Genomic DNA, 26,535 nt, shown 5'->3' with positions numbered 1-26,535 from the left:
TCACGCCGGAGGGTGGGGGTAGGACCAACCCGTGGACAATGGGGTCCACATAGTGAGATGAGATCTTCACCGTTTGACACTTATCTCACAAAGAGGGAACACTGAACGCATGATCGCATTCGTTACTGTCGGCGCCACCGTGGGCACTGTCGTACTTACCAAGCGCGTGGCTTCCTAGCCCGACTGGTAACGAACCGTCACGCGCAACCCCTCGAAGAGCCGCAAGGCTGAGGGGTTTTTTTATTTCCCACAGGGGACGGCGCATTTAGCAACAACCGCATGAACGCAGTACCCAAGCAGTAACTTTCACTAATTGAAGATCCCCAAAGGAAGAGTCCGATGAGCAAAGGATCGCCGATCAGCCCCTCGCTGATGGCTGCAAAGTCCGCTGGAGCCCCCAAAGCTCCGGAAAAGGTCGACCGTCCGGCAGACGCCGTCGTCGACAATGCTGCAACTCTCTCTCCTGTACTCGGGCCGAACAACGTTGTACCCCCAACGGTGATGACCGGCTCGGAAGCTATTGTCCGCTCGCTCGAAGAACTCGGCGTGGACGATATTTTTGGTTTGCCCGGTGGCGCGATCCTCCCCACCTATGACCCTTTGATGGCCTCCAAGATGAATCACGTCCTGGTCCGTCACGAACAGGGAGCCGGCCACGCAGCCCAAGGCTACGCCATGGTTACCGGACGGGTTGGCGTCTGCATCGCCACCTCGGGCCCCGGTGCCACCAACCTCGTTACCGCCATCATGGATGCCCACATGGACTCCGTGCCGCTCGTGGCCATCACCGGCCAGGTATCGGCTTCTGTCATTGGCACGGATGCCTTCCAGGAAGCGGACATCGTCGGCATCACCATGCCGATCACCAAGCACTCCTTCCTGGTGACGGATCCCAACGACATTCCGCATGTCATGGCCGAGGCTTTCCACCTTGCAAGCACCGGGCGTCCCGGTCCCGTATTGGTGGACATCGCCAAGAACGCCCAGCAGGGCACCATGACCTTCTCCTGGCCGCCCAAGATCGATTTGCCGGGCTATCGTCCGGTGGTCCGCGGCCACAACAAGCAGGTGCGCGAGGCTGCCCGGCTGATCGCCGCGGCAAGCAAGCCCGTGCTGTACGTGGGTGGCGGAGTGGTCAAGGCGCATGCTTCGGCCGAATTGCGCGAACTCGCGGAGCTCACCGGAGCGCCCGTGGTGACCACACTCATGGCCCGCGGCGCGTTCCCGGATTCCCACCCCCAGCACGTCGGCATGCCCGGCATGCACGGCACGGTTTCCGCGGTGACCGCACTGCAGCAGTCCGATCTGCTGATCACCCTTGGTGCGCGCTTCGATGACCGGGTGACGGGTGTCCTGAGCACCTTCGCTCCGCATGCAAAGATCATCCACGCGGACATCGACCCCGCGGAGATCTCCAAGAACCGCGTGGCAGACGTTCCGATCGTGGGTTCCGTCAAGGAAATCATTCCGGAATTGAGCGAGGCCGTCCGGACCGCTTTCGAACAATCCGGCACTCCGGACCTCGACGGTTGGTGGGCGTTCCTGAACAACCTCCGCGATACCTACCCCCTCGGTTGGACCGAACCGGAAGACGGACTCAGTGCCCCCCAACGGGTCATCGAACGCATTGGTGCGCTGACGGGTCCGGAAGGAATCTACGTTGCGGGCGTTGGCCAGCACCAGATGTGGGCCGCGCAGTTCATCAAGTACGAGCGTCCCCACGCCTGGCTGAATTCCGGCGGTGCGGGCACCATGGGGTATGCGGTGCCGGCAGCCATGGGCGCCAAGGTCGGCGAACCCGACCGCGTGGTCTGGGCGATCGACGGCGACGGCTGCTTCCAGATGACCAACCAGGAACTGGCCACCTGCGCCATCAACAAGATTCCCATCAAGGTTGCCATCATCAACAACTCCTCGCTGGGCATGGTGCGCCAGTGGCAGACCCTCTTCTATGAAGGCCGCTACTCCAACACCGACCTGAACACCGGCCACGACACCGTCCGTATCCCGGACTTCGTCAAGCTGGCAGACGCTTACGGCTGTGCCGCGTTCCGTTGCGAGCGGGACGAGGACATCGACGCCACCATCCAGAAGGCCTTGGAAATCAATGACCGTCCCGTGGTCATCGACTTCGTGGTCAGCCCGAACTCCATGGTGTGGCCGATGGTCCCCTCCGGAGTCTCGAACGACCAGATCCAGGTTGCCCGCAACATGACCCCGGAATGGGAAGAGGAGGACTAGCCATGAGCCGCCACACACTGTCCGTTCTGGTCGAAGACAAGCCCGGCGTGCTGACCCGCGTGGCCAGCCTCTTCGCCCGGCGGGCCTTCAACATCAACTCCCTGGCCGTCGGCCCCACCGAGGTTTCCGGGATTTCCCGGATGACCGTCGTCGTCGACGCCGATGGCGACCTCATCGAGCAGGTCACCAAACAGCTCAACAAACTGATCAACGTGATCAAGATTGTCGAGCTGACTTCAGAATCTTCCGTGCAACGTGACCACATCCTGGTCAAGGTACGTGCGGATGCCGCGACACGCCTGCAGGTCACCCAAGCTGCAGACTTGTTCCGTGCCTCAGTGGTTGACGTTTCCACAGACTCGGTGGTCATTGAGGCAACCGGTACCCCGGAAAAGCTCGCAGCGCTGCTTTCAGTGCTTGAGCCGTTCGGCATCCGCGAAATAGTGCAGTCCGGCACCTTGGCCGTTGGGCGGGGATCCCGCTCCATGAGTGACAGGGCTTTGCGCAGCGCTTAGGCACTGTCCTAGGTACTGCGTAGTAGCCCGATACCGAACCACAGACAATATCTACAAAACCACTCAAGAGGAGTTACGCAAGTGACTGAAATGTTCTACGACGACGACGCAGACCTGTCGATCATCCAGGGTCGCAAGGTTGCCATTGTCGGCTACGGTTCCCAGGGCCACGCCCACGCGCTGAACCTGCGCGACTCCGGCGTCGAGGTTGTCATCGCGCTCAAGGAAGGCTCGAAGTCGATCGCCAAGGCCGAGGACGTAGGCTTCACGGTCAAGAACGTTGCCGACGCCGCCGAATGGGCCGACGTCATCATGATCCTGGCACCGGACCAGCACCAGCGTGCGATCTACAACGACTCCATCAAGGACAAGCTGACCGCAGGCAAGGCCCTTGCCTTCGCCCACGGCTTCAACATCCGCTTCGGCTACATCGAGGCGCCCGAGGGCGTTGACGTCATCCTGATCGCCCCGAAGGCTCCGGGCCACACCGTGCGCCGCGAATTCGAAGCCGGCCGCGGTATCCCGGACATCATCGCCGTCGAGCAGGACGCTTCCGGTTCCGCTTGGGAACTGGCCAAGTCCTACGCGAAGGCGATCGGCGGCACCCGCGCCGGCGTCATCAAGACCACCTTCACCGAAGAGACTGAAACCGACCTCTTCGGCGAGCAGGCTGTCCTGTGCGGCGGCGTCTCCCAGCTGATCCAGTACGGCTTCGAGACCCTGACCGAAGCCGGCTACCAGCCGCAGATCGCCTACTTCGAGGTTCTTCACGAGCTCAAGCTCATCGTTGACCTCATGTGGGAGGGCGGCATCGCCAAGCAGCGCTGGAGCGTTTCCGACACCGCGGAATACGGCGACTATGTCTCCGGCCCGCGCGTCATCGACCCCCGGGTCAAGGAAAACATGGCCGGCGTCCTCGCCGACATCCAGTCCGGCGCTTTCGCCAAGCGTTTCATCGACGACCAGGACAACGGTGCAGTCGAGTTCAAGGAACTGCGCGCCAAGGCAGAGCAGCACCCGATCGAGGGTGTCGGCCGCGAGCTGCGTTCCCTGTTCTCCTGGCAGCAGCAGGACGAGGACTACGTCGAAGGCTCCGCAGCCCGCTAATCAAGGCACCCGTTGAGGCCGCGGCAGGAGCCGTAGCAATTCAACACAGAACGCCGTTCGGGATAGGCTCGAAATGAAGCCGCCCGGCATGGAGGCCGGACCCGGTATACCGGGTCCGGCCTTCGTCGTCAAAGAATCGTTTCACCAAAACCCCACCTGAAAAAGAGAGCTAAAGAGGTCACCGGTGACTAGCACCAAACCAGTAGTACTCCTCGCTGAGGAACTTTCGCCCGCCACGATCGAGGCCCTTGGTCCGGACTTCGAAATCCGCCAAACCGACGGTGCGGACCGGTCCCAGCTGCTCTCCGCAATCGTCGACGTCGACGCCATCCTCGTGCGTTCAGCCACCCAGGTGGACGCCGAGGCAATTGCCGCAGCCAAGAACCTCAAGATCATCGCGCGTGCAGGCGTCGGCCTGGACAACGTGGACATCAAGGCCGCCACCCAGGCCGGCGTCATGGTGGTCAACGCCCCGACGTCGAACATTGTGTCCGCCGCCGAACTCACGGTCGGCCACATCCTCAGCCTTGCCCGCCACATTCCCCAGGCCAGTTCCGCCCTGAAGGGCGGCGAGTGGAAGCGCTCCAAGTACACGGGCATCGAACTCTTCGAGAAGAAGATCGGCATCATCGGCCTCGGACGCATTGGAGCGCTCGTGGCTGCCCGCCTGCAGGGCTTCGAGACCGAGATCCTCGCCTACGACCCCTACATCACCTCCGCACGCGCGGCGCAGCTCGGCGTCAAGCTCGTCACCCTGGACGAGCTGCTGGAGAAGTCGGACTTCATCACCATCCATATGCCCAAAACCCCGGAAACGGTGGGCATGCTGGGCGCCGACGCCTTCAAGAAGATGAAGGAAACGGCCTATGTGGTCAATGTCGCCCGTGGCGGCCTGATCGACGAGGAAGCCCTCCACGAGGCCTTGGAAGACGGACAGATCGCCGGCGCAGGCATCGACGTCTTCGTCAAGGAACCGAGCACCGACCTTCCGTTCTTCGGCATGGACAATGTCATCGTGACGCCCCACCTGGGTGCCTCCACGGACGAAGCCCAGGAAAAGGCCGGCGTCTCCGTGGCGAAGTCCGTGCGCCTCGCCCTCGCCGGCGAACTCGTGCCGGATGCCGTCAACGTCGCCGGTGGCGTGATCGCCTCCGACGTCCGCCCCGGAATCCCGCTGATCGAGAAGCTCGGCCGGATCTTCACGGCCCTGACCCATGCATCCCTGACGCAGATCGACGTCGAGGTCGCGGGCGAAATCTCCAGCCTGGACGTGAAGGTCCTTGAGCTGGCAGCGCTCAAGGGCGTGTTCGCCGACGTCGTGACCGAGCAGGTCTCCTACGTCAACGCACCCGTCATCGCCGAGCAGCGCGGCATCAACACCCGCCTGATCACGACGCCGGAAGCCGAGGACTACCGCAACGTCCTGACCATCCGCGGGGCCCTTAGCGACGGCTCCCAGATTTCCGTAGCCGGCACGCTCACCGGGCCCAAGCAGGTCCAGAAGCTCGTGGGCGTCAACGGCTACGATGTCGAAATCCCGATCAGCGAGCACTTGGTGGTTGTTTCCTACGCGGACCGTCCCGGTGTCATCGGCACCATCGGCCACATCCTGGGCATGAACAACATCAATATCGGCGGCATGCAGGTGGCCCGCCAGAGCGAAGGCGGCCAGGTCCTGGCGCTGCTCACGATCGACACTTCGGTGCCGCAGCAGGTCCTTGAAGCGATCAAGGCCGGCATCGGTGCCGACATGGTTCGTGAAGTCGACCTGGAGGACTAGCATCCGAACCGTTTGAGCTAGAAACGTGTGCCGCAGTTCACATCGGCCACATATTATTGGCCGGTCTGCCTACAATGGCTTGGTCCGAAATTCGGAACCGGCGGCAGGCCGGCCAATATCTTTTGCACGCACCCGGTGGATTCCTATTGCCTCGGCATGGTTCCAGGGACAGCAGTGTGCACACCCGCAATCCAGGACTCAGGGAGCCCTATGAACGCCGTCCAGAGGTTCATCCGAAGCCGCGTGCTTCTGTTGACCGCGGCCATTTTGATCGTCGCCATGTGTTTGTCCGTATTCATCCAGAGCCAGTCGCAGGCCGCGCTGAACCGGACAGTGGATGAGAACTCACGCGGCCTGTACGACATCCTGGTCCAGGCCAAGTCCGCGGACACCAAGGACGGCGGGGCGCTCCTCCAGCCGGACATCGCGAACGGCCAGGGCGGCATCAGCTTCCCGCAACTCGAGAAGATCCGTGGGCTGAGCGGTACGTCCGTCGCGGCGCCGATCAGCCTCGTTTCCCGGGTGACGCAGAACTTGGAAACCCCGCGGCTTGATGCCATGGATTACCTTGGCTACAACGCGGGGCTGGCTGGTGGGGCCACCGCTGGAGATCCGACCGGAACTGACTCGAAGAACTGGCCCGCGCCAGAGTCCGTCCTTCCCGCGCAGCCCAAAAAGTACCGCCTGACGGCCACTGCCGTGAGCTCCGATGGAGTGTCCCAGCAAACCCTCTTCCAGACCAGCGCTGAAGGCACGCTCGGCAAGGGGCAGGTCATAGAGCAGCAGACTGCCGGGGGCAAGAGCATCCGCATCGCCGGCCCGGGAGGGGAGACCGGCATCAAGTTCCCTGCGCCTGCCGGTGGTTCGGAACACAACCTCTTCAACCTTTCGGTGGCCCTGCCCATGGCTCCCCAGGTCACAGAGTCTGTCGTCGCCGTCGATCCGACAGCTGAACGCGCCCTGTTGGGCTCGGCCGGAGACTTCCTTGCACCGCTGCAAAAGGCTCCGCCGGCCGACACCCGCAACGCCGGTGCCATCGGTCGCTACTTCGAACAACTCTTCGCCAAGAGCCCTACGCAACAGGAACTCGAACAGGGCCCGGATTTCATGGGCGTCAAGCTCAAATACTGGGCACCCCTCATGACCCAGTACCAACAGGCAAAGCTGTCCGGCCAGATCACCGATGCCTCGCAGGCCATTCCTTTGATCGTCCGGCAGGGAACCTCATTGGATCTGAAGTATTCGGTCAAGATCCAGGAAATCGATGATTCGGGCAAGGTCGTCAACGACGTCGGCACTGTCTCGCGTTCCTTGGACAAGGACTACCTGCCGTTCGTGTCAAAGTCGCCCTTCGCCCTCGAATGGCCCGGATCCACGGACCACAGCCAGTTGCTCGGCAACACGGGCAACTTCAGCCAAGGCCTGTACCAGCCGGCCCAGTGGAGCACCGACTTCGCCGCGGCACCCAAGTACAAGGACGGCGAAACCTCCGCGAATGGAGCCGTCGGCAAGTCCGCCACACCGGGGGACTGGGTGACGGTCAACAAGCTTCCCGAGAAATCGGCTTTCGGGGCGATGGTGGACCAGAGCCAGCGCAAGCCGGTCGACGAGCGCTCGTACCGGGAGAACCTTGCCACGGGATCGAAGCCCGCTACCCCACTGCCGATGGTCTACGGGACATTTGATCCCGCCCAGGTCCAGAAAGCGGCGGGCGACGTCAACAAGCTGCCCTTGGGCGGTTATGACCCGGCCCCGATGACGCTCCAGAAGGACGCTTCGGGCAATGACACCGCGGCCAAGGGCCTCAAGCCCTCGCTGAGCGCCACGGGCTTGGTCAGCCAGTCTGCCGGTGCCATTACCGACTACTACGGCCTTGCCGCAGCGCGCGGTTACGATTCCAACGCCAACGTGATCGATGCCATCCGGGTCCGCGCCAGCGCGCCAGGCAACTGGAAGCAAGCCCAACCGGAGGTCGACAAGCTCGCGGCCCAGATCCGCGACATGGGGCTCGAAGCCACAGTGGTGGCCGGCTCCGCGCGTGAAGACGCCAACATCTTCGTGCCCGGATACTCGAAGGACGACGCCGGCAAGGAATCCGCGCTGGGCACCGTCCAGCAGTCCTGGGTTCGGCAGGATGCCGCCGATGCCGTTTCCGGCTCCCTGACAGGCACCAACATCACCCTCCTCTTCCTGACGCTGTGCGGGGCCACACTCCTGACAGGCGCTTCCACCGTCAGCTATATCCGCCAGCGACGCAGCGAGGCGGGGATCCTCCGCGCTATGGGCTGGACCCAAAGGAAGATCCGCAGTTGGGTCCTTGAGGAGTTCGGTATCGGTGCGGGGATCGTTGCCGTGGCAGGCATTGCGCTGAGCCTCCTGAGCTGGAACCTGGCTACGGTCATTGTTTCCGCATCCGTGCTGTTCATCTACTGCGCTGCCGCCTACATCGCGGCCCAGCAATTGCGGCACCGGGACGTCGTCGACCAGGAACCCCAACACGATGAACGCCTGATCGCGGTGGATTCGCCGCTGACGTTCGCGTACCGCCAACTGGTCACGCACCGTTTCAGCTCAGTGGCGCTGGCCGTGGCCGTGGGCGTCTTCGGGGCGGCCGTTGGTGCCCTGATCGCCTTGCTCATCGACATCCCGCGCGCGGCTGGAGCGAGTGCCCTCAGCGGGCTCGCCTCCGCCACCATCGCGCTGCCAAGCGTCATCCTGGCGGTCTCCGGGGTGCTCGTGGGCCTCGTGCTGACCTTGGTCACCGGTCGCTTCGAACTCCAGGCCAGGCGCGAGCAGCTCGGCACGCTGCGGGCCATGGGCTGGAACCCGGACATGCTGGGGCAGGTCAGATTCTTCGAAAATGCCTTGGTCGGAGCCGTGGCCCTGATCCTGGGCGTCCTGGGGGCGCTGGGCCTGGGCCTGTTGCTCGCTCCTTATGCCGCACTTTGGGCCGCCTTGGCCGGAGTGTTGGCCGTAATTTGCTGGATTCCCATTGCAACGAAAGTGGTCAAATGACTGACAATCTCGAACCCGATCTGACCGCGACCACGGAATCCACCGACGAGTCGTTCCAGACCCGCGCCAACACCATCGTCCGGGCAGCGGACCACGGTATGCCCCTCCAGTTGAGCAACATCACCATCCGCTACGGCGGTGACAAGGGTGGCGCAGAGCCGGTGACCGTCGTCGAGGATTTCAACCTGACCCTGCACGCCGGTGAGATGCACTGCGTCGCCGGGCGAAGCGGCTCAGGCAAGACCAGCATCCTGACGGTGGGCGCGGGACTCACGCTTCCGACGTCGGGCCGTGTCCTCTGGGAGGGCGACTCCCTCGAGAAAATGGGCGACGACGAAATCGCCGACCGCCGCCGCGCGCTGATCGGGTATGTGGACCAGGGCGGTGCCTTGATCGACGGCATGAGCGCCTTGGAGAACGTGCTGTTGCCGGCTGTTCCCGACGGCGAAGTGGAGCAGCGCACTGAAATGGCGAAGGACCTGCTGGACCTGGTGGGGCTGGGCCGGCGCATGCGCCACCGTCCGGCGCAGCTTTCCGGCGGTGAGCGCCAGCGTGTCGCCATCGCCCGCGCCCTGATCCTGGGCACCCGTGTCCTCGTGGTGGATGAGCCAACGGCCAGCCTCGACCGCACCTCGGCAAACCGCATCATCAGCATCCTGAAGGACACCACCAGTGACGGGATTGCCGTGTTGGTGGCCTCGCACGACCACGAGCTTGTCAGGCTCAGCGATACGCTGACTGAATTGAACTAGTCCCCACCCGCCACCCTCGCCTCGCAAGTCCCCAGCCGCCCCCTAGCTTCGCAAGCTCAGCCAGGGAACCCGGCGGCTGTGGGCCCACGGCCAGGGAACCCTGGCGGCGTGGACCCCGCCGATGCCTCCGGACCGGCCGTCATATGCGGCCGGTCCGGTCTTTCCATCTCCAAGAGAAGGTAACTTCGTAGAGTGACGTCTCCAGATAAACCCCCGTTCTACATCACCACCGCCATTACGTACCCGAACGGCGAGCCGCATATCGGGCATGCCTACGAGTACATCGCCACCGACGCGATGGCCCGGTTCAAGCGCCTCGACGGCTACGACGTGATGTTCCTGACCGGTACGGACGAACACGGCATGAAGATTGCCCAGGCCGCGGAGAAGGAAGGCATCACGCCCAAGGAACTCGTGGACCGGAATGCCGAAATCTACAAGGCGGCCCACGCTGCCTTGGGCATCTCGTACGACCGCTTCATCCGCACCACGGACGCCGATCACTACGCCGCTTCGCAGGCCATCTGGAAGAAGATGGAAGCCAAGGGGGACATCTACCTGTCCAAGTACGAGGGCTGGTACTCGGTCCGCGACGAGGCCTACTACACCGAGGACGAGACCGTACTGAAGGACGACGGCGTCCGCTACTCGCGCGGTACCGACACCGAAGTGACGTGGACCGCGGAGGAGAGCTACTTCTTCCGCTTGTCCGCCTACCAGGACAAGTTGCTCGCCTTGTACGAGGAGCAGCCGGAATTCGGCGCCCCCCAGTACCGCTTCAACGAGGTCATCAGCTTCGTCAAGCAGGGCCTGCAGGACTTGTCCATCAGCCGGACGACGTTCGACTGGGGCGTCCCGGTGCCGGGGAACGACAAGCACGTCATGTACGTGTGGGTTGACGCCCTGACCAATTACCTGACGGGGGTCGGCTACCCGGATGCCGATTCGGAGGCGTTCCGTAAGTTCTGGCCCGCGGACGTCCACATCATTGGCAAGGACATCTCCCGGTTCCATGCGATCTTCTGGCCCGCCTTCCTGATGAGCGCCGGCCTGGAATTGCCCAAGCGCGTCATGATCCACGGCTTCCTGACCAACAATGGGGTCAAGATGTCAAAGTCCCTCGGCAACGTGGTGGCCCCCAAGGATTTCGTCGAGCAGTACGGCCTGGACCAGGTGCGTTTCTTCTTCCTCCGCGAAGTGCCCTTCGGCGCCGACGGCAGCTACAACCACGAGGCGATCGTGGGCCGCATGAACGCAGACCTCGCCAACAACTTCGGCAACCTGGCACAGCGTTCGCTGTCCATGGTGGCCAAGAACTGCGAAGGCAAGGTGCCGGTGCCCGGCGAATTCTCAGCTGAGGACTCCGCGCTGCTGGCCCAGGCCGGCGAACTGCTGGACGTGGCCCGGGCCGCTTTCGAGAAGCAGGAATTCAACCGTGCCCTCGAGGCGATCTGGGCCGTGCTGGGTGACACCAACGCGTACTTCGCCGAGCAGGCCCCGTGGGTGCTTCGCAAGACCGACGTCGAGCGCATGAACACCGTCCTCTACGTCACGCTGGAGGTTGTCCGGATCGTGGCGATCCTCGCCCAGCCGGTCATGCCGACGTCGGCCGCCAAGCTGCTTGAGGGGCTGGGACAGCCGGAAGGCGAGGCCCGCCAGTTCGCGGCCATCGCTGCTCCGATCGTCCCCGGCACGGAGCTCCCGGCCCCGGCCCCGGTCTTTCCGCGTTACGAGGAGCCCGCCGAGTCCTAGACGCTCGCTCACTTACACCGCCTTTTTGGCCAACGCCCGCTCACTTTTGCGGTGCGTGACACCCCCTCACCCCGCCGGGTGAGGGGGTGTTCCTTTTACCGTCCCACGACCGGTCGGTGTCCGGAGGCGGGTTCGGCCGGTCACATGAGTTCCAAGTGGTGCCCTCCCGCCAGCGAGTGGAGATCCATCCGGAGCAGGTAGCGGCCGGTACAAGGCTCACAGCTTGCCGCCTGCAAACGCGTACCTGCCACTCGCGTTAATCAGGAGACGGAAACCTAGCCTGAAAGGCAAGCGAACTGATGACACTTTCTGGGGAGTAACTGTCAAGATTCATCTCGCTGGTTGAGGTCTCCCGTACTTGTCTTTCCTGGGTCTCGAAGACGGTTACTCCGCAAAGTCTGGTCAGCTCGAACCTGATTGTGGTTGGAGGGACCGAAATGAAACGAACTATTGCCACCATGGGGGTTGTGGGCCTGGGATTGCTAGGTGCCACAGTGTCGGCGAATGCCGCACCCTCGGACAAGATCACCATCTGCCACGCCACCCATTCGGCGTCGCACCCTTATGTAGCAGTGACCCTCAGCTTGTCGGCGCTGTCCGGTCATATCGCAGACACCGCCGACATCATTCCCGCAAACGCCGGCAGCTTTATGCCCAACGGGCAAAACCTCACTCCGGAGAACATCGCCATCCTTAACGCTGGCTGCGTCGTGGCGGCCCCGCCGGTGGCGAGCCCGCCGGTGACCACCCCGCCGACGGACCCGGTGACGAGTCCGCCGACGGACCCGGTGACGAGTCCGCCGACGGACCCGGTGACGAGCCCGCCGACGGACCCGGTGACGAGCCCGCCGGTGACCGACCCGCCGGTGGAGCAGGTGGGGCCCGTGACGCCGCCGGTCGTCACGCCTGTGGTTCCACCCGTCGCTGTGCCGGCAGCGCCTGTGCCTGCAGCCGTCACTCCGGTCACGGCCGCGACCGCGCCGGACCCCGCAGTAACCAACGTGGGCTACAACGTCCAGACGGCCGTTGGCGGTAAGGCGGACGCAGGTATCCCCGGATGGCTTGCCGGCCTGACTGCTCTCTTCAGCGCAGTGGCCGCGTTTGTCGTCGTGAGGAGCGGGGTTCGGGCCCGCAAGGCAGACCGCTAGGCAAACCCGGCTGGGTGCCGCAATCTGATGGGCGGCACCCAGCCACTTGCTCCACTATCTCCAGGAGTGATCATGGCCAGTCACCGCTACGCGCGGCAGTCCCGCGCAGTCGGTATCCGTGGCCTGCTCATCAGTTCCAGAGATCTTCTGGTGTTGGCGGTCTGCGTCGGGGGGCTGCTTGCGTCCTGGCTGGTCTACGGCGTCTCCGGGCCCGGGAACCCGGCCGCGTTCGGCGCGGGGCCAACGGCAGGGACATCCCTCGTAGCCGCGCCGGCCGTCCCCTCGGCTTCGCCCCGGAGTTCCGCGCCCGATTCCGTTCCGGGGAGCCGGGCGCCTTCGTCGCCTGCTCCTGCGAACAAGCCCGGGGGGAACAGGGCGGCAGTTGGCGCTCCTGCGACTGCGCCTGGAACGCCGCCTCTTCCTGCGGCGTCGGCCCCATTGCAGATTACGTACCCGGCCGTCGGCCTGGATGTGGCGGTTCACCCGCTGCGACCGGACCCCGCTGGCGGGCAGAGCATTGAGCCGCCGGAGACGATGGATGCATATTGGCTCAGTACGTTCGGAACCCCCGGAGCGGGCTCGACGAATACCACCTACGTGATCGGGCACAGTTGGGAGGGCCTCGATGCGCCCTTCAACCATCTCAGCTATGCGGCGGCCCCCGGGGATGAGCTCAAAGTCGTCACGGCAAGGGGAACGATGACATACAAAGTCGAATCCGTTACGACGTACACAAAATCGACTTTGAAAGACAGTCCCGTCTGGGCGGCGGTGCCCAACCGACTGGTCCTGATCAGTTGCTACACCCAGGATCTCTGGGGCAAAAATGTCGCCGTGGTCGCTTCACCTGTTTCCGGCAAGTAGCTGCCCGCGGAGGGAAGACCCTCGACCGCCCAAATGGTGAGACGATTTTGACCAGAATGTGGATGCATTGGCAGTCTGAAAACATGAGCGCAACGCACCCCGCCGCAACGATCAACCTGGCTGTCATCCCCGGCGACGGCATTGGCCCCGAAGTCATTGCCGAAGCCCTCAAGGTCCTGGAAAAGATTGTCGCCGAAGAAGGCGTCACCCTGGAGCAGACCGAATACAAGCTCGGGGCCCAGCACTGGCTTGAAACCGGCGAAACACTCCCGGACGAGGTCCTGGCCGATCTGCGTACCCGCGATGCCATCCTGTTCGGCGCCGTCGGTGCGGCGCCGGGAGACACCCGCATTCCGTCAGGCATCATCGAACGCGAAATGCTGCTCAAGCTCCGCTTCAGCCTTGACCACTTCGTGAACCTACGGCCCTCGCGGCTTTACGGCACAGTAGGCAGCCCGCTGGCCAACCCCGGCACCATCGATTTCATCGTGGTCCGCGAAGGCACCGAGGGTCCGTACGTCGGCAACGGCGGTACGCTCCGCGGAGGGACCCCCCATGAAGTTGCCACCGAGGTGTCGCTCAACACGGCCCACGGCGTCGAGCGCGTTGTCCGTGACGCGTTCCGCCGCGCCAGCGAGCGTCCCCGCAAGCATGTCACCCTCGTCCACAAGCACAATGTCCTGGTCTTCGCAGGCCACTTGTGGAAGCGCACTGTCGAGGCCGTGGCCAAGGAATTCCCCGAGGTCACCCATGACTACCTGCACATCGACGCTGCCACCATCTTCATGGTGACCGACCCCTCCCGCTTCGACGTGATTGTCACCGACAACCTCTTCGGCGACATCATCACTGACCTTGCCGCGGCCATCACCGGCGGCATCGGTCTCGCGGCCTCGGGCAACATCAACATGGACCGCACAGCCCCCTCCATGTTCGAACCCGTCCACGGCTCCGCCCCGGACATCGCCGGACAGCAGAAAGCGGATCCAACTGCCGCCATCCTGTCCGCGGCCCTGCTGCTTGACCACCTCGGCTACACGACCGCCGCCCGCAGGATCGAAGCCGCCGTCGTCGCCGATATCGAAAGCCGCAATGGCGAGAGCCGCAGTACCGCGGCCATCGGCGACGCCATCGCTGCCGCACTTTAGGGCCTGTGCTGGCACTTTAGGGCCTGTGCCCGGGCGTAAGCTTTACTTGAATTATTTACTGCTGCCGTGGTCCGTCGCTGAACCATATCCTCCAAGAGATGGTTCGCTCTGCCAGGTAGCCGACTGGAGGAAACATGACTCAGACTGCCCACGGCGTCGAATTCAGCCAGCAGCTCTCGGAGACCCCGAAGTCTGCTGAGGAGCGTGCAGCTATCCTGGCAAACCCGGGATTTGGCGACTACTTCACCGACAACACCGTCATTGTCGACTACAGCGTTGACACAGAGGGCAAGGGCGGTTGGCACAGTGCCCGCGTCGAGGCCTACGGACCGATTTCCTTGGATCCTTCGGCGGCAGTGCTGCACTACGGCCAGGAGATCTTCGAAGGCCTCAAGGCATACCGCCACGCTGACGGCTCCGTTTGGACATTCCGTCCCGAGGCCAACGCCGCCCGCCTGAACAAGTCGGCCCGCCGCTTGGCCCTCCCGGAACTGCCCGAGGAGTACTTCCTCGGCGCCATCCGCGAACTCGTGCAGGCAGACAAGGAATGGGTTCCGTCCGGCGACGGCGAAGCCCTGTACTTGCGCCCGTTCATGATCGCCACGGAGGCGTTCCTGGGTGTCCGCGCAGCCCGCGAGGTCTCCTTCCGGGTCATCGCTTCTCCGGCAGGCAACTACTTCGGCGGCGAACTCAAGCCGGTATCCATCTGGATCTCCCGTGAATACGCGCGCGCCGGCCGAGGCGGAACGGGTGCGGCAAAGTGCGGCGGAAACTACGCAGCTTCCTTGATTGCCCAGATGGAAGCCGAGGAGAACGGCTGCAAGCAGGTCCTCTTCCTGGACCACTTCAACGACGACGCCGTCGAGGAACTCGGGGGCATGAACGTCTTCTTCGTCATGAAGGATGGCTCACTCGCCACTCCGGCGCTTACCGGAACCATCCTTGAAGGCGTGACCCGTTCTTCCGTCATCCAGGTGGCGAAGGACATGGGCCGCGAGGTTTCCGAGCGCAAGATCACCCTCGCCGAGTGGCGCGACGGCGTGGCCTCCGGCGAAATCGCCGAGGTCTTTGCCTGCGGAACCGCGGCCGTCATCACGCCCATCGGAGTACTCAAGGACAAGACCGAGTTCATCGGCTCCGAGGACGCCAAGGCAGGCAAAACCACCATGGCCATCCGCGAGCAGTTGCTCGGCATCCAGACCGGAACGGTCGAGGACAAGCACGGCTGGCTCACCCGCCTGGCCTAAGTCCCCACCGCCTCCCAAGCCTCGCAAGCTCGGCTCGGGTCCCTCGCCGGCGTGGGCCCTGTCTTTGAGAGCGCCCGACGGCGGCCCCCCACTTTGGTGGGCGGGTCGCCGTCGCTGTTTAACCCGCGAACTCAACCCGCGAACGGGGTGTTACCGGGGCTGGCTTGCCGGATCCGCGGTTCGATGAGCGCTTCCATCTTGGCCTGCAGATACTGCTGGCCCGCGACGGACGGGTGATCGCCATCTGGACCAATGAGGTCCGCGGCGTCGTCCATGATCCAGCCGAGGTCGATCGGATCAACGAAGTCGGCGCCGGCTTTCTGGGCAGCGGCCCTGTCCTGGTCGCGGATGTTGAGCCTTTCCGCCTCGGGGGTGCTCGTGTACGACGGCGGCCCGACCACCACGATGTCGGCGTCGGGAGCGCGGGACTTGACTGAGGCAAACGCCCGTGCGGCCGCAAGCTCGGTTTCTCCGGGAGTGGTGCCCATGTCATTTTCGGAACCAAAGAACAGCACCAAGCGCGTCCCGTCCGTTACCGACGTTTCCACTTGGGAACCGAAAGTCGATCCGTTGTCGCCGACGCTGACATAGCCGCTGCCATCATGCGCGGCATTGACGATGGTCGCGTGGAACTGTTGAAAACCGGGATCGTTCTCCACCAGATTGGGCCAGGCATCGGCAGGGGAGGTGCCGTGTCCCGTGCTGAGGGAGTCTCCGATGATCACCACGGCGGGCTGGACCGGTCCCGCGGCCCGTGCTCCAGTGTCGGAGGAAGAGGCGCTGAGGACGGCAAGGACGGAAAGGCAAACGGTGGCGATCGCCGTCGTCGTCCGGAGAAGTCCATTTCCCCGGGTTTGACTCCGCAGCAATCCGATCACTCCTCCGCAACTGTCCACATGCATCCGTCCCAGTGCCTTGGCACCATGCTACGTCGTGCGCCCTCTTTGACTCTTGGCATCCGGGGTCCGTTCCCGGGTCCGGCCCCTTGGCGTGTGCCAAGATGGAGACGTGAATCCGGTCAATGACGCCTCTTTCCAGAACACCAGTCCATTCACCCGCTCGCGGCTCGCGCCCAATCCGGGTCCGATGAGCCTCGACGGCACCAACTCGTACGTCATTGCCGCCCCGGACGCTGCCGGAGTTGTCGTCGTCGATCCCGGGCCGCGCGTCGAATCGCACCTCGCGGCCTTGGCCACGAGCGGAACGGTGGAGCTCGTTCTCATCACCCATCGGCACAAGGACCACACCGAGGCCTCTGCGCGCTTCCACGAACTCACCGGCGCGCCCGTCCGCGCGGCGGATCCGGCGCACTGCCACGGCGGCGAACCGTTGCGCGGTGGCGAGGTCATCGAGGCTGCAGGCGTTGAGATCCGCGTGCTTGCCACGCCGGGCCACACCTCGGATTCAGTCTGCTTCCACCTTCCGGGCGACGGACCGGATGGCTCGGTGCTGACGGGCGATACCATCCTGGGGCGGGGCACCACCGTCCTGGACTATCCCGATGGAAGGCTGGGGGACTACCTTTCCAGCCTCGACACACTCGAAAGCCTTGGTCCGGCAACGCTGTTGCCCGCGCACGGGCCCGTCCTGCCGGCTGTGGACGCCGTGTGCCGCGAGTACAGGGCTCACCGGGAGATGCGGCTGGATCAGATCCGTGAAGCCTTGGCGCGGCTCGGCGCCCAGGCCGAGGTCCAGGCTGTCACCGATGCGGTGTATCCCGACGTCGATCCTTCCGTGCGGTGGGCAGCTGAAACTTCGGTGGCGGCGCAATTGGACTATCTGCGCGGCTAGCGGACCCGTCCGGAGTGCGCGCATAGTGCCCGCCGGCGGACGGTACGCTAGAACCCATGCGTATCGCCCGGTTTGTTGTTGATTCTGATCCCGTCTACGGCGTCGTCGAAGGTGAGCCCGGCAGTGAAGTCATCACTGTCATCCACGGCGACCCTTTCTTCAACGGCGTCGAGCGGACCTCGGTCCGCCACAAGCTGGAAGACGTGCGCCTGCTGGCACCGATCATTCCGCGCAGCAAGGTCATCGGCGTGGGACGGAACTTCGCCGAGCACGCCCGGGAACTCGGTAATGAGGTACCGCAGCATCCCCTGCTGTTCCTGAAGCCGAACACCGCCGTCGTCGGCCCCAACGATCCGATCGTGTTGCCTGAGTTCTCGGAGGAAGTTTCCTTTGAAGCGGAACTCTGCGTTGTCATTGGCCGTATTTGCAAGGACGTGCCCGAAGACCGCGTGGACGATGTCATTTTCGGTTACACCTGCGGAAACGACCTCACGGCCCGCGACGTCCAGAAGACGGACCTGCAGTGGGCGCGTGCCAAGGGCTTTGACACCTCCGCGCCGCTCGGCCCGTGGATCGAGACGGAACTCGACCCCGAGGACCTTGCCATCAAGGGCTGGCTCAATGGTGAACTCCGCCAGGACGGCAGCACGAACCAAATGATTCGCAGCGTGCGCGAGCTGGTATCGATCGTTTCGCAGGCGTTCACCCTGCTTCCTGGTGATGTCATCATGACCGGAACTCCGGCCGGTGTCGGCCTGGTCCAGGAGGGCGACCGCTACGAGATCGAGATCGAAGGCATCGGCCGCTTGTCCAACCCGGTAGTCCGCCGGTAGAGGTCTGGCGGTCCGCCCCGCAGGCCGCTTCCGGTCAAGCGGCACTGGCCGTTTCGTCTAGCGCCACGCGGTAAAGTTGGAACCACTATGACTACTGTTGCTGCGTCGAACTCTGCCGCCATTCCTGCCGTGACCGCCGAAACCCCGGTCCGCGTCCGGTTCTGCCCCTCACCCACGGGAACTCCGCACGTTGGGTTGATCCGTACGGCCCTCTTCAACTGGGCCTATGCGCGGCACACCGGTGGCAAGCTGATTTTCCGGATCGAGGACACCGACTCGGCCCGCGACAGCGAGGAAAGCTACCACCAGCTGCTTGACGCGCTGAAGTGGCTCGGGATCGACTGGGACGAGGGCGTCGAGGTTGGCGGGCCGCACGAACCGTACCGCCAGTCGCAGCGCAGCGACATGTACCAGGACGTCATCGCCAAGCTCAAGGCCGGCGGTCACATCTACGAGTCGTACTCCACTCCGGAGGAGATCGAGGCGCGGCACCGCGCCGCCGGCCGGGACCCCAAGCTCGGTTACGACGGCTTTGACCGCCACGTCACCGAAGAGCAGCTCGCCCAGTACAAGGCCGAGGGCCGCAATGCCGTGTTGCGCCTGCGCATGCCGGACGAAGACCTGACCTTCAACGACCTCGTGCGGGGGGAGATCACGTTCAAGGCGGGATCCGTGCCCGACTTCGCCGTGGTCCGTGCCAACGGCGCCCCGCTGTACACACTGGTGAACCCCGTTGACGACGCACTCATGGGTATCACGCACGTCCTTCGCGGCGAAGACCTGCTCAGCTCCACTCCGCGGCAGATCGCCCTTTACCGCGCCCTGTACGCGATCGGCGTGGCCGAGTACATGCCGGAGTTCGGCCACCTTCCCTACGTCATGGGCCAGGGCAACAAGAAGCTTTCCAAGCGCGATCCGGAATCCAGCCTGTTCCTGCACCGTGAACGCGGCTTCATCCGTGAGGGTTTGCTCAATTACCTGTCCCTCCTGGGCTGGTCCCTGAGCGCCGATGAGGACATCTTCAGCGTGGAGCAGCTCGTTGCGAACTTCGATATCCACGATGTCCTGGGCAACCCTGCGCGCTTCGATATCAAGAAGGCCGAAGCCATCAACGGAACGCACGTGCGGATGCTCACGCCGGAGGATTTCCGTCAGCGGCTCGTTCCCTACCTGCGTGCTGCCGGCTTCGTGGGGGAGATCCTGACTCCGCGCCAGGAAGAGATCCTTGCCGAGGCCGCACCGCTGGTCCAGGAACGGATCGCCCTGCTGGGCGAGGCTCCGGAGATGCTTGCCTTCCTGTTCAAGAACGACGACGCGATCGACGTTGCCGACGACGCCCGCAAGGGTCTCCCGGAGAACCTGGGCGAGGTGCTGGACGCTGCGCTGGCAGCGCTGGAACCGCTCGCGGACTGGACGGCAGAAAGCATCCAGACAGCGCTCAAGCAGGCCTTGGTGGAGGACCTCGGCATCAAGCCGCGCCTTGCGTTCGGCCCCGTGCGGACGGCAATCTCCGGCCGCCGCATCTCGCCGCCGTTGTTCGAATCGATGGTCATCCTGGGCAAGGACTCCTCGCTCACCCGCCTGCGCTCTTTCCGCGGCTAGTTCAGGCACGCCGTGATCAACGCACTTCATGAGTCATTCGGCACGGTCCGGGGTGTCCTGTTCGACATCGACGACACCCTGGTGGACCTTGAGTACGCCATGACCACGGCTTTGCGTGACGTGAGCGAACACCTCCTGCCCGGACTGGACCAGGCCGGGTGGGAGAAGTTCGGACGGATCTTCACGCACGAAACCACGCATTTCTATGACCGGTACCTCGCCGGTGAATTGACGTTCAACGAGCAGCGCCTCCTGCGTGGCCGCGCGGCCCTGGGGCATTTCGGCGTGGAACTCGGGGGAGAGGACTCCCATACCTGGCTCAATGACTATTCGCGCCTGCAGCCCAGTTATGTCAGGGCCTTCAGCGATGTCCTGCCCGTCCTCGACGCCCTGGACGCCGCGGGCATCCCGTATGGCGCCGTGAGCAACAATGTCCATGACTACCAGCGGGTGAAGCTCGACAGTGCTGGACTCGCACGGGTCTCGGTCCTCGTCGGCACGGACACCGTGGGCGTGCCCAAGCCGGACCCCGCCATTTACCTGGAAGGGGTCCGCCGCCTGGGCACTACTCCGGCTGAGACCCTTTTCGTGGGAGACAACCGCCTTCTCGATGCCGACGGCGCTAACGCCGCCGGGTTGCTGGGCGTCTGGCTGAACCGCGCCGGCGAGCTCGCCTCCGACTTTTCCGGCCGGCAAATAGACTCCTTGACGCGACTGCTCGCCTGAGCCGCAGCTACGCCTCCAGCCGGAACTTCCGCAGGAAAAAGAACGCTCCGACGGAACCGGCGCCAAGGACGCCCACAATTCCGATCGCCGTGCCAGTATCCGACTTTTCGGTTATGCTCGACGGCGACACCGCCGCAGCACCCTGATGCAGTTCCGCGGTGCCCGCGGCGATTCGCGCATTTCCGTCCGCGAGTTTGTCGGCACCGGTGGACAACTGGGCCGAGCCGGCGGCCAGTTTGGCATTTCCATCGGACAACTTGGAGGCACCGGCTGCCAATGCAGTGGAACCGTCCAAGAGGCCGGGGGAGTAAGGATCAGCGGGGCTGCCCTTGATTCCCGTCATCAACGAGTCCGTGCCCGCCGCCAAGCGCGACGTTCCGTCTGTCATGCTGGCAGTGGCCTTGAGGAGACCTGGGTGCTCAGGGTCGCCCGGTACGCCGTCCATGCCCACGCGGATCTTTGCTGTTCCATCGGCGAGCATTTGGGTTCCCAGAACCACGCCCGGGGACGCTGGATCCTGGCTGTTGAGTTTCTGGGCGAGAGTGGCGAAACCTGCCGTCAGCTTCCCGGTGCCTGCAGCCAGCTTCCCGGTGCCATCGGCGAGCCGTTCGGTGCCGCCGTGCAGTTGCGCCGCTCCGGCCGAAAGCTGGCCCGCCCCGGCTTGCAATTGCGAGGCTCCGGCGTCGAGGCGATGCGCGCCGTCGTTGAGGGCATTGATCTGCGCCTTCAGCGCCGCCAGGGGCACCACGCCCTGGACGCCGTTGGCGGCGTCGGCGAGCTGCTGGAGCCCTTGGGCCAACGCAGCCGAGCCTGTTCCTTTGGTGGGATCGTCTCCGGCTCCCGGATACCCCTTGAGCTGATCGGTGCCTGCCGCGAGCCTGGCGGCGCCCGCGTCGAGTTGCGCAGCACCGGCGTCGAGCTGGGCGGCTCCGTTGTTGAGCTGGTTCGCGCCGTTGTTTAGTTGGGTGGCGCCGTCGCCGAGATTGTTTTCGGCGTCTCCGCCCGGCGTCGGAGTCAGTGCTGCGGAAAGTTGCAGGGCACCTGCCGCGAGCTTCTGCGCGCCGTCGTCCACTTTGTAGACTCCCGGCGCAAGCTTGGCGTTGACGTCATTCTGGATCTTCACGGCCCCCGTAGCGAGTTTGTCGGCGCCGTCCTTCAACTGCTGGGCTCCCGGGGCAAGTTTGCCTTGGATTCCGTTTTGGACCTTTGACGCGCCATCAGCCAGCTTGGCCGCGCCCGTCCCGGCTTCAGCGGCTCCGCCTGCAAGCCTCGCCGCGCCGTCCCTGAGCTGGCCCGCGCCCGCGGATGCCTGACCTGCGCCGTCATCCAGTTGCGCCGACCCTGCCGCGATCTTCCCAATGACCAAGGTGTAGAAACCGAGGAGCGCGATCAGCAGGAGTGCGAGTACGGCAATAGCGATTATCTGGGCACGGCTTCGTGTACTGGTCGAAATGGCAGGGTTCGGTGTCATGGGCAATTCCTCTCGATGACTTCCCGGCAGCGGCGCTGCTGCCAGGGATCCCCCCATGTGACGCAGCTAACAGGCGGTTTGGCCTGCAGCTGCGCCACGAAACAAGTGCGTGACGTTGGTTACCGATTGGTAACTTACCGAGAGTAAAGCTAAGGCCCTGCCGATTGCAAGGGTTTTTTTGTCCACGCCGGCCGATCGCCGGGGGTGCCGGCCAGGGCGATGAGGGCGTGCGCGGCCGATTTGTGTGCATCGAAAGTCTCGGGTAAAGTAATTACTCGTGCTGAGGGGCACGGAGCGAAGGTTTAGGCCTTCGAATCCGGCCTAAAAGTGCCAATGGGATATGGTGTAATTGGCAACACTACGGTTTCTGGTACCGTCATTCTAGGTTCGAGTCCTGGTATCCCAGCTCTGAATAATCCGCATATATGTGCGGGAATTTGGAGTTTCGAAACGGTTCGCCGATTTGAAACAATGCTGAATGTATGAAATACTCATTCAGCTTGAATGCCGGAAGCGGTATTCAATAAAGCAGTAAAACAAAGTACAAGGCCCCATCGTATAGCGGCCTAGTACGCCGCCCTCTCACGGCGGTAACGCGGGTTCGAATCCCGCTGGGGTCACAAAATGAATCCTCCGGAACCACCAGGTTCCGGGGGATTTTTCTTTCCCAAGGTGCGGGTGAGACGTCGGACCGCGTACCTTTCTCCCCTTGTTTGCAGCGTGAAAGCTAAGCAATGACGCGACTTGCCGTGTCGAAGGCGGTTCCCCGTGTCAAAAGGGGGGAGGACGGTACCGGGGCAGCTCAGGTGGTCTTCTGGAGGGCTTCTGCGGCGTCCCTGACCTTGATGAGCGTGCGCAGGTTCCGTGTGGTAGTGCTCGCCTTGTAGCGGGTCTTTGCGGAGAGCTTGCTGAAGGGGCTGTCCAACGTGCCTCCCGCCGGGGCGAGCCATGCCGAGGCCTCGGGACCCAGCCGGACGTGCTCGACGCCGCCCTGCCCTGGGGGGCCGAGGGCTGTGCCGGCGTCGAATAGCTCGTCCAACATGGCAGTGTCCGAGGCGAGGGTGATGTAGCTGTGCGTGGTTTTGTCGTCGGCGGGATAGGGGCAGGCTTCCACCAGTTCGGCAACGCGTTCCGCGGTCAGGACCACCACCCAGGCGTCATAGCCAAATGCTTCCCTCAAGCATTTCTCGAACTGCTCCTTGACTCCCGCCGAATCGAGCTCGCTTTGGAGCACCACGTTGCCACTGGCCAGCAGGGTCTTGACGTCGGTGAAGGGGTACGCCTTGAGGGCTGCTTTAAGGTCGGCCATCTTGATGTTGATCCCGCCCACGTTGATCCCGCGCAGGAATACGGCAAAGCTGTTCATGCGCCCACCCTACATGCGCCCGTCTACAGGAGGGGTGCCACTGCTAAGCAGGCGGGAAATGGGAAGCGCCTAGTCGTTGTTCTTGCGCAGGGCCTCGGTCAGTACCCGGGCGGCGTTGCAGACGACTTCGGCGTGGAGGCGTCCCGGCTGGCGGGTCAGGCGCTCAATGGGGCCCGAGATGGACACCGCAGCAATGACCCGGCCGGAAGGGCCGCGCACGGGTGCGGAAACCGAGGCGACTCCAGGCTCGCGTTCGCCGAGGCTCTGGGCCCAGCCCCGGCGTCGTACTCCTGCCAGGACCGTCGGCGTGAAGCGGGCGTTCTGAAGTCCGTCCAGGAGGCGGTCGTGGTCTTCCCACGCCAGCAGGATCTGGGCGGCGGAGCCGGCCTTCATGGAAAGCTGGGTGCCCACGGGAATGGTGTCGCGCAGGCCGATCGGGCGTTCGGCCGAGGCAACGCAGACGCGCCAGTCGCCCTGGCGCCGGAAGATTTGAGCACTCTCTCCGGTGGCGTCGCGCAACTGGATCAAGACCGGGCCCGCAGAAGCGATGAGCCGGTCTTCCCCGGCCGCCGAAGCGAGCTCGACAAGGCGGCTGCCGAGGACAAAGCGGCCTTGGATGTCCCGGCTCACGAGGCGGTGATGGACGAGCGCCAGCGCCAGCCGGTGAACGGTGGGACGGGCCAGCCCTGTTGCTGCCACAAGTTGGGCCAAGGTGGTTGGCCCCGCCTCAAGTGCGTCGAGCACTTGGGCCGCTTTATCGATGACGCCGACTCCACTAGAATTGTCCATGTAATGATATTGCCGTCTCAATATCTGAGATGCAAGTTGTTTCACTGGCGCAGTTTGGATCGCTGATGTTCAGTGGAAGTAGTCAAGCCAACCGCAGTGAAGGGAGCAGGCCGTGGGAAAGACACTGGCCGAGAAAGTTTGGGATGCGCACGTGGTGCGCAAGGGCGAAGGCGAAGGAGCCAACGCCCAGCCCGATCTTCTGTTCATCGACCTGCACCTCGTGCACGAGGTGACCTCGCCGCAGGCCTTTGAGGGCTTGCGCCTGGCCGGACGCCCCTTGCGCCGCCCCGACCTCACCATAGCCACGGAGGACCACAACACGCCGACGCTGGACATCGACAAGCCGATTGCCGATCTGACCAGCCGCACGCAGATCCAGACCCTGCGCAACAACTGCAAGGAGTTCGGGGTTCGCCTGCACTCGCTCGGCGACGCCGAGCAAGGCATTGTGCACGTCGTCGGCCCGCAGCTGGGCCTCACCCAGCCCGGCATGACGGTGGTCTGCGGCGATTCCCACACCTCAACCCACGGAGCGTTCGGCGCGCTGGCCATGGGCATTGGCACTTCCGAGGTGGAACACGTCATGGCCACCCAAACGCTGTCCCTCAAGCCTTTCAAGACCATGGCCATCAACGTTGAAGGCACCCTGCGCCCGGGCGTTTCGGCGAAGGACATCATCCTGGCCGTCATCGCCAAGATCGGTACCGGCGGCGGCCAGGGCTACGTCCTGGAGTACCGTGGCTCGGCCATCCGGGCGCTCTCCATGGATGCCCGCATGACCATCTGCAACATGTCCATCGAAGCCGGTGCCCGCGCTGGCTTGGTGGCTCCGGACCAGACGACCTACGACTACATGTACGGCCGCCCGCACGCCCCGCAGGGCGAGGAGTGGGACGCCGCCGTCGAATACTGGAACACGCTGCACACCGACGACGACGCCGCTTTCGACGTCGAGGTTGATCTCGACGCCGATACCTTGGAGCCGTTCGTGACCTGGGGGACCAACCCCGGCCAGGGCATTTCGCTCAACGAAGCAGTACCGTTCCCCGGGGACTTCGGTGACGAGAACGCCAAGCTGGCTGCCGAGCGCGCACTGCAGTACATGGGCCTCGAAGCCGGCACGCCCATGAAGGACATCCGGGTGGACACGGTCTTCCTCGGATCCTGCACCAACTCCCGCATCGAGGACCTCCGTGCCGCCGCCGATGTCATCCGAGGGCGCGAAAAGGACCCCAAGGTCCGGATGCTCGTGGTCCCCGGCTCGGCACGCGTCCGCCTTGAGGCCGAAGCCGAGGGCCTGGACAAGGTGTTCAAGGAATTCGGCGCTGAATGGCGTTTCGCCGGCTGCTCCATGTGCCTGGGCATGAACCCGGACCAGCTGGAACCGGGGGAGCGCTGCGCATCCACCTCGAACCGCAACTTCGAGGGTCGCCAGGGCAAGGGCGGCCGCACCCACTTGGTGTCGCCGGTAGTCGCTGCAGCCACGGCAGTACGCGGAACGCTGAGCTCGCCTTCGGACCTGGAGCCTGCCTCTGTTTCCGCATCCACCACCACCGACGCCGCCTAGGAGGATCCCCATGGAAAAGTTCACCACCCACACCGGCATCGGTGTCCCGCTGCGCCAGAGCAATGTGGACACGGACCAGATCATTCCGGCGGTCTACCTGAAGCGGATTACCCGCACCGGTTTTGAAGACGCCCTGTTCGCCGCATGGCGCAAGGACGCATCGTTCATCCTGAACCAAGAGCCCTTCAGCACCGGCTCCGTACTTGTAGCAGGACCCGATTTTGGTACCGGTTCCTCCCGCGAGCACGCAGTCTGGGCATTGAAGGACTATGGGTTCAAGGCCGTACTCTCCTCCCGGTTCGCCGATATTTTCCGCGGCAACTCGGGAAAGCAAGGCCTCCTGGCGGCCGAGCTTGCCCAGGACGACATCGAGCTCATCTGGAAAGTGCTCGAAAACGCGCCCGGCACCGAAGTCAAAGTGGACCTCGTGTCCAAGACCGTTGAGTGCGGTAACGTCGTGGCACCCTTCGAGATCGATGACTACACCCGTTGGCGCCTCCTGGAAGGCCTGGATGACATCGGCCTGACGCTCCAGCACGAGGAAGACATCACGGCCTACGAGGCCACAAGGCCTTCATTCAAGCCGAAAACCTTGCCGGCGCGCACCCAGTAGGGCGGCGGCACACGGCCGGAGGCTGCCTGAGTAGCTTCTGCACCTTGAAAGGACCGGCGCACCCGATGGAACGGGTGCGCCGGTCCTTTTCGTGTGCGTGCGCATTTCGCGGGATATTTTCATGGCCTGATCCCGGCGTTGTGCGCCCTCCATGGTCGTCGTTGGGGTTGGAATGAGGGGTTATCCATGGATCGGGCACGAACGCGGG

21 protein-coding genes and 2 tRNA genes are annotated in these 26,535 nt (G+C 64.0%); 19 read left to right on the top strand and 4 right to left on the bottom strand.

All coding sequences use genetic code 11. From position 1 onward, the window contains the following. The first annotated feature begins 339 nt into the window (after positions 1 to 339). From QRN52_RS02270 to QRN52_RS02220, 11 genes are all read left to right on the top strand, one after another. Positions 340 to 2,241, top strand: a complete 1,902-nt coding sequence (locus QRN52_RS02270) for an acetolactate synthase large subunit (RefSeq protein ID WP_284751163.1) — start codon at positions 340 to 342, stop codon at positions 2,239 to 2,241. A gap of 2 nt (positions 2,242 to 2,243) precedes the next feature. Beyond that, positions 2,244 to 2,756, top strand: coding sequence for an acetolactate synthase small subunit (ilvN, locus tag QRN52_RS02265; protein ID WP_028264679.1), 513 nt, complete (start codon positions 2,244 to 2,246; stop codon positions 2,754 to 2,756). A gap of 81 nt (positions 2,757 to 2,837) precedes the next feature. Beyond that, entirely contained in the window at positions 2,838 to 3,863 is a 1,026-nt protein-coding gene (gene ilvC, locus QRN52_RS02260; RefSeq protein WP_284751162.1) for a ketol-acid reductoisomerase, read from the top strand. A 184-nt stretch (positions 3,864 to 4,047) separates the two neighbouring features. Further along, positions 4,048 to 5,643, top strand: coding sequence for a phosphoglycerate dehydrogenase (gene serA / locus QRN52_RS02255; RefSeq protein ID WP_284751161.1), 1,596 nt, complete (start codon positions 4,048 to 4,050; stop codon positions 5,641 to 5,643). Between the two features lie 210 nt (positions 5,644 to 5,853). Beyond that, positions 5,854 to 8,658 carry an ABC transporter permease gene (locus QRN52_RS02250; RefSeq protein ID WP_284751160.1) on the top strand — a complete coding sequence of 935 codons (2,805 nt, stop codon included), beginning with the start codon at positions 5,854 to 5,856 and terminating at the stop codon, positions 8,656 to 8,658. After that, positions 8,655 to 9,410, top strand: coding sequence for an ABC transporter ATP-binding protein (locus tag QRN52_RS02245; RefSeq protein ID WP_078108578.1), 756 nt, complete (start codon positions 8,655 to 8,657; stop codon positions 9,408 to 9,410). The genes QRN52_RS02250 and QRN52_RS02245 overlap by 4 nt, the downstream gene beginning before the upstream one ends. Before the next feature lie 192 nt (positions 9,411 to 9,602). Next, a complete protein-coding gene (metG, locus tag QRN52_RS02240) occupies positions 9,603 to 11,162 on the top strand; it encodes a methionine--tRNA ligase (RefSeq protein WP_284751159.1) in 1,560 nt (519 codons plus the stop codon). A 437-nt stretch (positions 11,163 to 11,599) separates the two neighbouring features. Next, positions 11,600 to 12,310: a hypothetical protein gene (locus QRN52_RS02235; RefSeq protein ID WP_284751158.1), complete on the top strand. Its 711-nt coding sequence runs from the start codon at positions 11,600 to 11,602 to the stop codon at positions 12,308 to 12,310. Positions 12,311 to 12,382: 72 nt separating this feature from the next. Continuing rightward, entirely contained in the window at positions 12,383 to 13,174 is a 792-nt protein-coding gene (locus QRN52_RS02230; RefSeq protein ID WP_284751157.1) for a class F sortase, read from the top strand. A gap of 83 nt (positions 13,175 to 13,257) precedes the next feature. Next, positions 13,258 to 14,322 carry a 3-isopropylmalate dehydrogenase gene (locus QRN52_RS02225; RefSeq protein WP_390283151.1) on the top strand — a complete coding sequence of 355 codons (1,065 nt, stop codon included), beginning with the start codon at positions 13,258 to 13,260 and terminating at the stop codon, positions 14,320 to 14,322. Positions 14,323 to 14,456: 134 nt separating this feature from the next. Beyond that, entirely contained in the window at positions 14,457 to 15,569 is a 1,113-nt protein-coding gene (locus QRN52_RS02220) for a branched-chain amino acid aminotransferase (RefSeq protein WP_284751156.1), read from the top strand. A gap of 131 nt (positions 15,570 to 15,700) precedes the next feature. Here QRN52_RS02220 and QRN52_RS02215 read toward each other — a convergent pair whose 3' ends face one another. Then, the gene (locus QRN52_RS02215; RefSeq protein ID WP_284751155.1) at positions 15,701 to 16,438 is read right to left on the bottom strand and encodes an SGNH/GDSL hydrolase family protein; all 738 of its coding nucleotides are present in this window, start codon (positions 16,436 to 16,438) and stop codon (positions 15,701 to 15,703) included. Between the two features lie 139 nt (positions 16,439 to 16,577). On the opposite strand from QRN52_RS02215, the gene QRN52_RS02210 reads away from it, so the two are divergent. From QRN52_RS02210 to QRN52_RS02195, 4 genes are all read left to right on the top strand, one after another. After that, positions 16,578 to 17,360 (top strand): MBL fold metallo-hydrolase, encoded by a 783-nt coding sequence (locus QRN52_RS02210; RefSeq protein WP_284751154.1) that lies wholly within the window; start codon positions 16,578 to 16,580, stop codon positions 17,358 to 17,360. A gap of 56 nt (positions 17,361 to 17,416) precedes the next feature. Continuing rightward, complete coding sequence (locus QRN52_RS02205; RefSeq protein ID WP_241707477.1) at positions 17,417 to 18,193, top strand: fumarylacetoacetate hydrolase family protein; 777 nt, start codon at positions 17,417 to 17,419, stop codon at positions 18,191 to 18,193. 87 nt (positions 18,194 to 18,280) lie between these two features. Further along, the gene (gltX, locus tag QRN52_RS02200; RefSeq protein ID WP_284751153.1) at positions 18,281 to 19,795 is read left to right on the top strand and encodes a glutamate--tRNA ligase; all 1,515 of its coding nucleotides are present in this window, start codon (positions 18,281 to 18,283) and stop codon (positions 19,793 to 19,795) included. Between the two features lie 12 nt (positions 19,796 to 19,807). Then, positions 19,808 to 20,521, top strand: coding sequence for an HAD family hydrolase (locus tag QRN52_RS02195; protein ID WP_284751152.1), 714 nt, complete (start codon positions 19,808 to 19,810; stop codon positions 20,519 to 20,521). 7 nt (positions 20,522 to 20,528) lie between these two features. Here QRN52_RS02195 and QRN52_RS02190 read toward each other — a convergent pair whose 3' ends face one another. Continuing rightward, positions 20,529 to 21,992, bottom strand: a complete 1,464-nt coding sequence (locus tag QRN52_RS02190; protein WP_284751151.1) for a hypothetical protein — start codon at positions 21,990 to 21,992, stop codon at positions 20,529 to 20,531. Positions 21,993 to 22,326: 334 nt separating this feature from the next. Between QRN52_RS02190 and QRN52_RS02185 the strand changes: the two genes are divergently transcribed. Together QRN52_RS02185 and QRN52_RS02180 are read left to right on the top strand one after the other, a co-directional pair. Next, a tRNA-Gln gene (locus tag QRN52_RS02185) sits at positions 22,327 to 22,398 on the top strand. 141 nt (positions 22,399 to 22,539) lie between these two features. Then, positions 22,540 to 22,612 (top strand) — tRNA-Glu (locus tag QRN52_RS02180). Positions 22,613 to 22,794: 182 nt separating this feature from the next. On the opposite strand, the gene QRN52_RS02175 is transcribed toward QRN52_RS02180, so the two are convergent. Further along, a complete protein-coding gene (locus QRN52_RS02175) occupies positions 22,795 to 23,358 on the bottom strand; it encodes a DUF1697 domain-containing protein (protein ID WP_284751150.1) in 564 nt (187 codons plus the stop codon). A gap of 69 nt (positions 23,359 to 23,427) precedes the next feature. After that, on the bottom strand, positions 23,428 to 24,147 hold the full coding sequence (locus QRN52_RS02170; protein WP_028264661.1) for an IclR family transcriptional regulator: 720 nt from the start codon (positions 24,145 to 24,147) through the stop codon (positions 23,428 to 23,430). Between the two features lie 112 nt (positions 24,148 to 24,259). On the opposite strand from QRN52_RS02170, the gene leuC reads away from it, so the two are divergent. Together leuC and leuD are read left to right on the top strand one after the other, a co-directional pair. Next, complete coding sequence (gene leuC, locus QRN52_RS02165) at positions 24,260 to 25,714, top strand: 3-isopropylmalate dehydratase large subunit (RefSeq protein WP_284751149.1); 1,455 nt, start codon at positions 24,260 to 24,262, stop codon at positions 25,712 to 25,714. A gap of 10 nt (positions 25,715 to 25,724) precedes the next feature. After that, complete coding sequence (gene leuD / locus QRN52_RS02160; RefSeq protein WP_284751148.1) at positions 25,725 to 26,327, top strand: 3-isopropylmalate dehydratase small subunit; 603 nt, start codon at positions 25,725 to 25,727, stop codon at positions 26,325 to 26,327. The last annotated feature ends 208 nt before the right edge of the window (positions 26,328 to 26,535 follow it).

Origin of the sequence: Arthrobacter sp. efr-133-R2A-120, assembly GCF_030209835.1 — a bacterium.
In the GTDB taxonomy this organism is placed as follows: Bacteria; Actinomycetota; Actinomycetes; order Actinomycetales; family Micrococcaceae; genus Arthrobacter.
The sequence above is the reverse complement of the archived record's forward strand: the minus strand, read 5'-3'. Positions and strand labels throughout refer to the sequence as shown.

Coding starts and splice junctions, on each gene's coding strand:
- QRN52_RS02270 (WP_284751163.1), top strand. CDS start 340: ATGAGCAAAGGATCGCCGATCAGCCCCTCGCTGATGGCTGCAAAGTCC.
- ilvN (WP_028264679.1), top strand. CDS start 2,244: ATGAGCCGCCACACACTGTCCGTTCTGGTCGAAGACAAGCCCGGCGTG.
- QRN52_RS02250 (WP_284751160.1), top strand. CDS start 5,854: ATGAACGCCGTCCAGAGGTTCATCCGAAGCCGCGTGCTTCTGTTGACC.
- QRN52_RS02245 (WP_078108578.1), top strand. CDS start 8,655: ATGACTGACAATCTCGAACCCGATCTGACCGCGACCACGGAATCCACC.
- QRN52_RS02235 (WP_284751158.1), top strand. CDS start 11,600: ATGAAACGAACTATTGCCACCATGGGGGTTGTGGGCCTGGGATTGCTA.
- QRN52_RS02230 (WP_284751157.1), top strand. CDS start 12,383: ATGGCCAGTCACCGCTACGCGCGGCAGTCCCGCGCAGTCGGTATCCGT.
- QRN52_RS02225 (WP_390283151.1), top strand. CDS start 13,258: ATGAGCGCAACGCACCCCGCCGCAACGATCAACCTGGCTGTCATCCCC.
- QRN52_RS02220 (WP_284751156.1), top strand. CDS start 14,457: ATGACTCAGACTGCCCACGGCGTCGAATTCAGCCAGCAGCTCTCGGAG.
- QRN52_RS02205 (WP_241707477.1), top strand. CDS start 17,417: ATGCGTATCGCCCGGTTTGTTGTTGATTCTGATCCCGTCTACGGCGTC.
- gltX (WP_284751153.1), top strand. CDS start 18,281: ATGACTACTGTTGCTGCGTCGAACTCTGCCGCCATTCCTGCCGTGACC.
- QRN52_RS02190 (WP_284751151.1), bottom strand. CDS start 21,992: ATGACACCGAACCCTGCCATTTCGACCAGTACACGAAGCCGTGCCCAG.
- QRN52_RS02175 (WP_284751150.1), bottom strand. CDS start 23,358: ATGAACAGCTTTGCCGTATTCCTGCGCGGGATCAACGTGGGCGGGATC.
- QRN52_RS02170 (WP_028264661.1), bottom strand. CDS start 24,147: ATGGACAATTCTAGTGGAGTCGGCGTCATCGATAAAGCGGCCCAAGTG.
- leuD (WP_284751148.1), top strand. CDS start 25,725: ATGGAAAAGTTCACCACCCACACCGGCATCGGTGTCCCGCTGCGCCAG.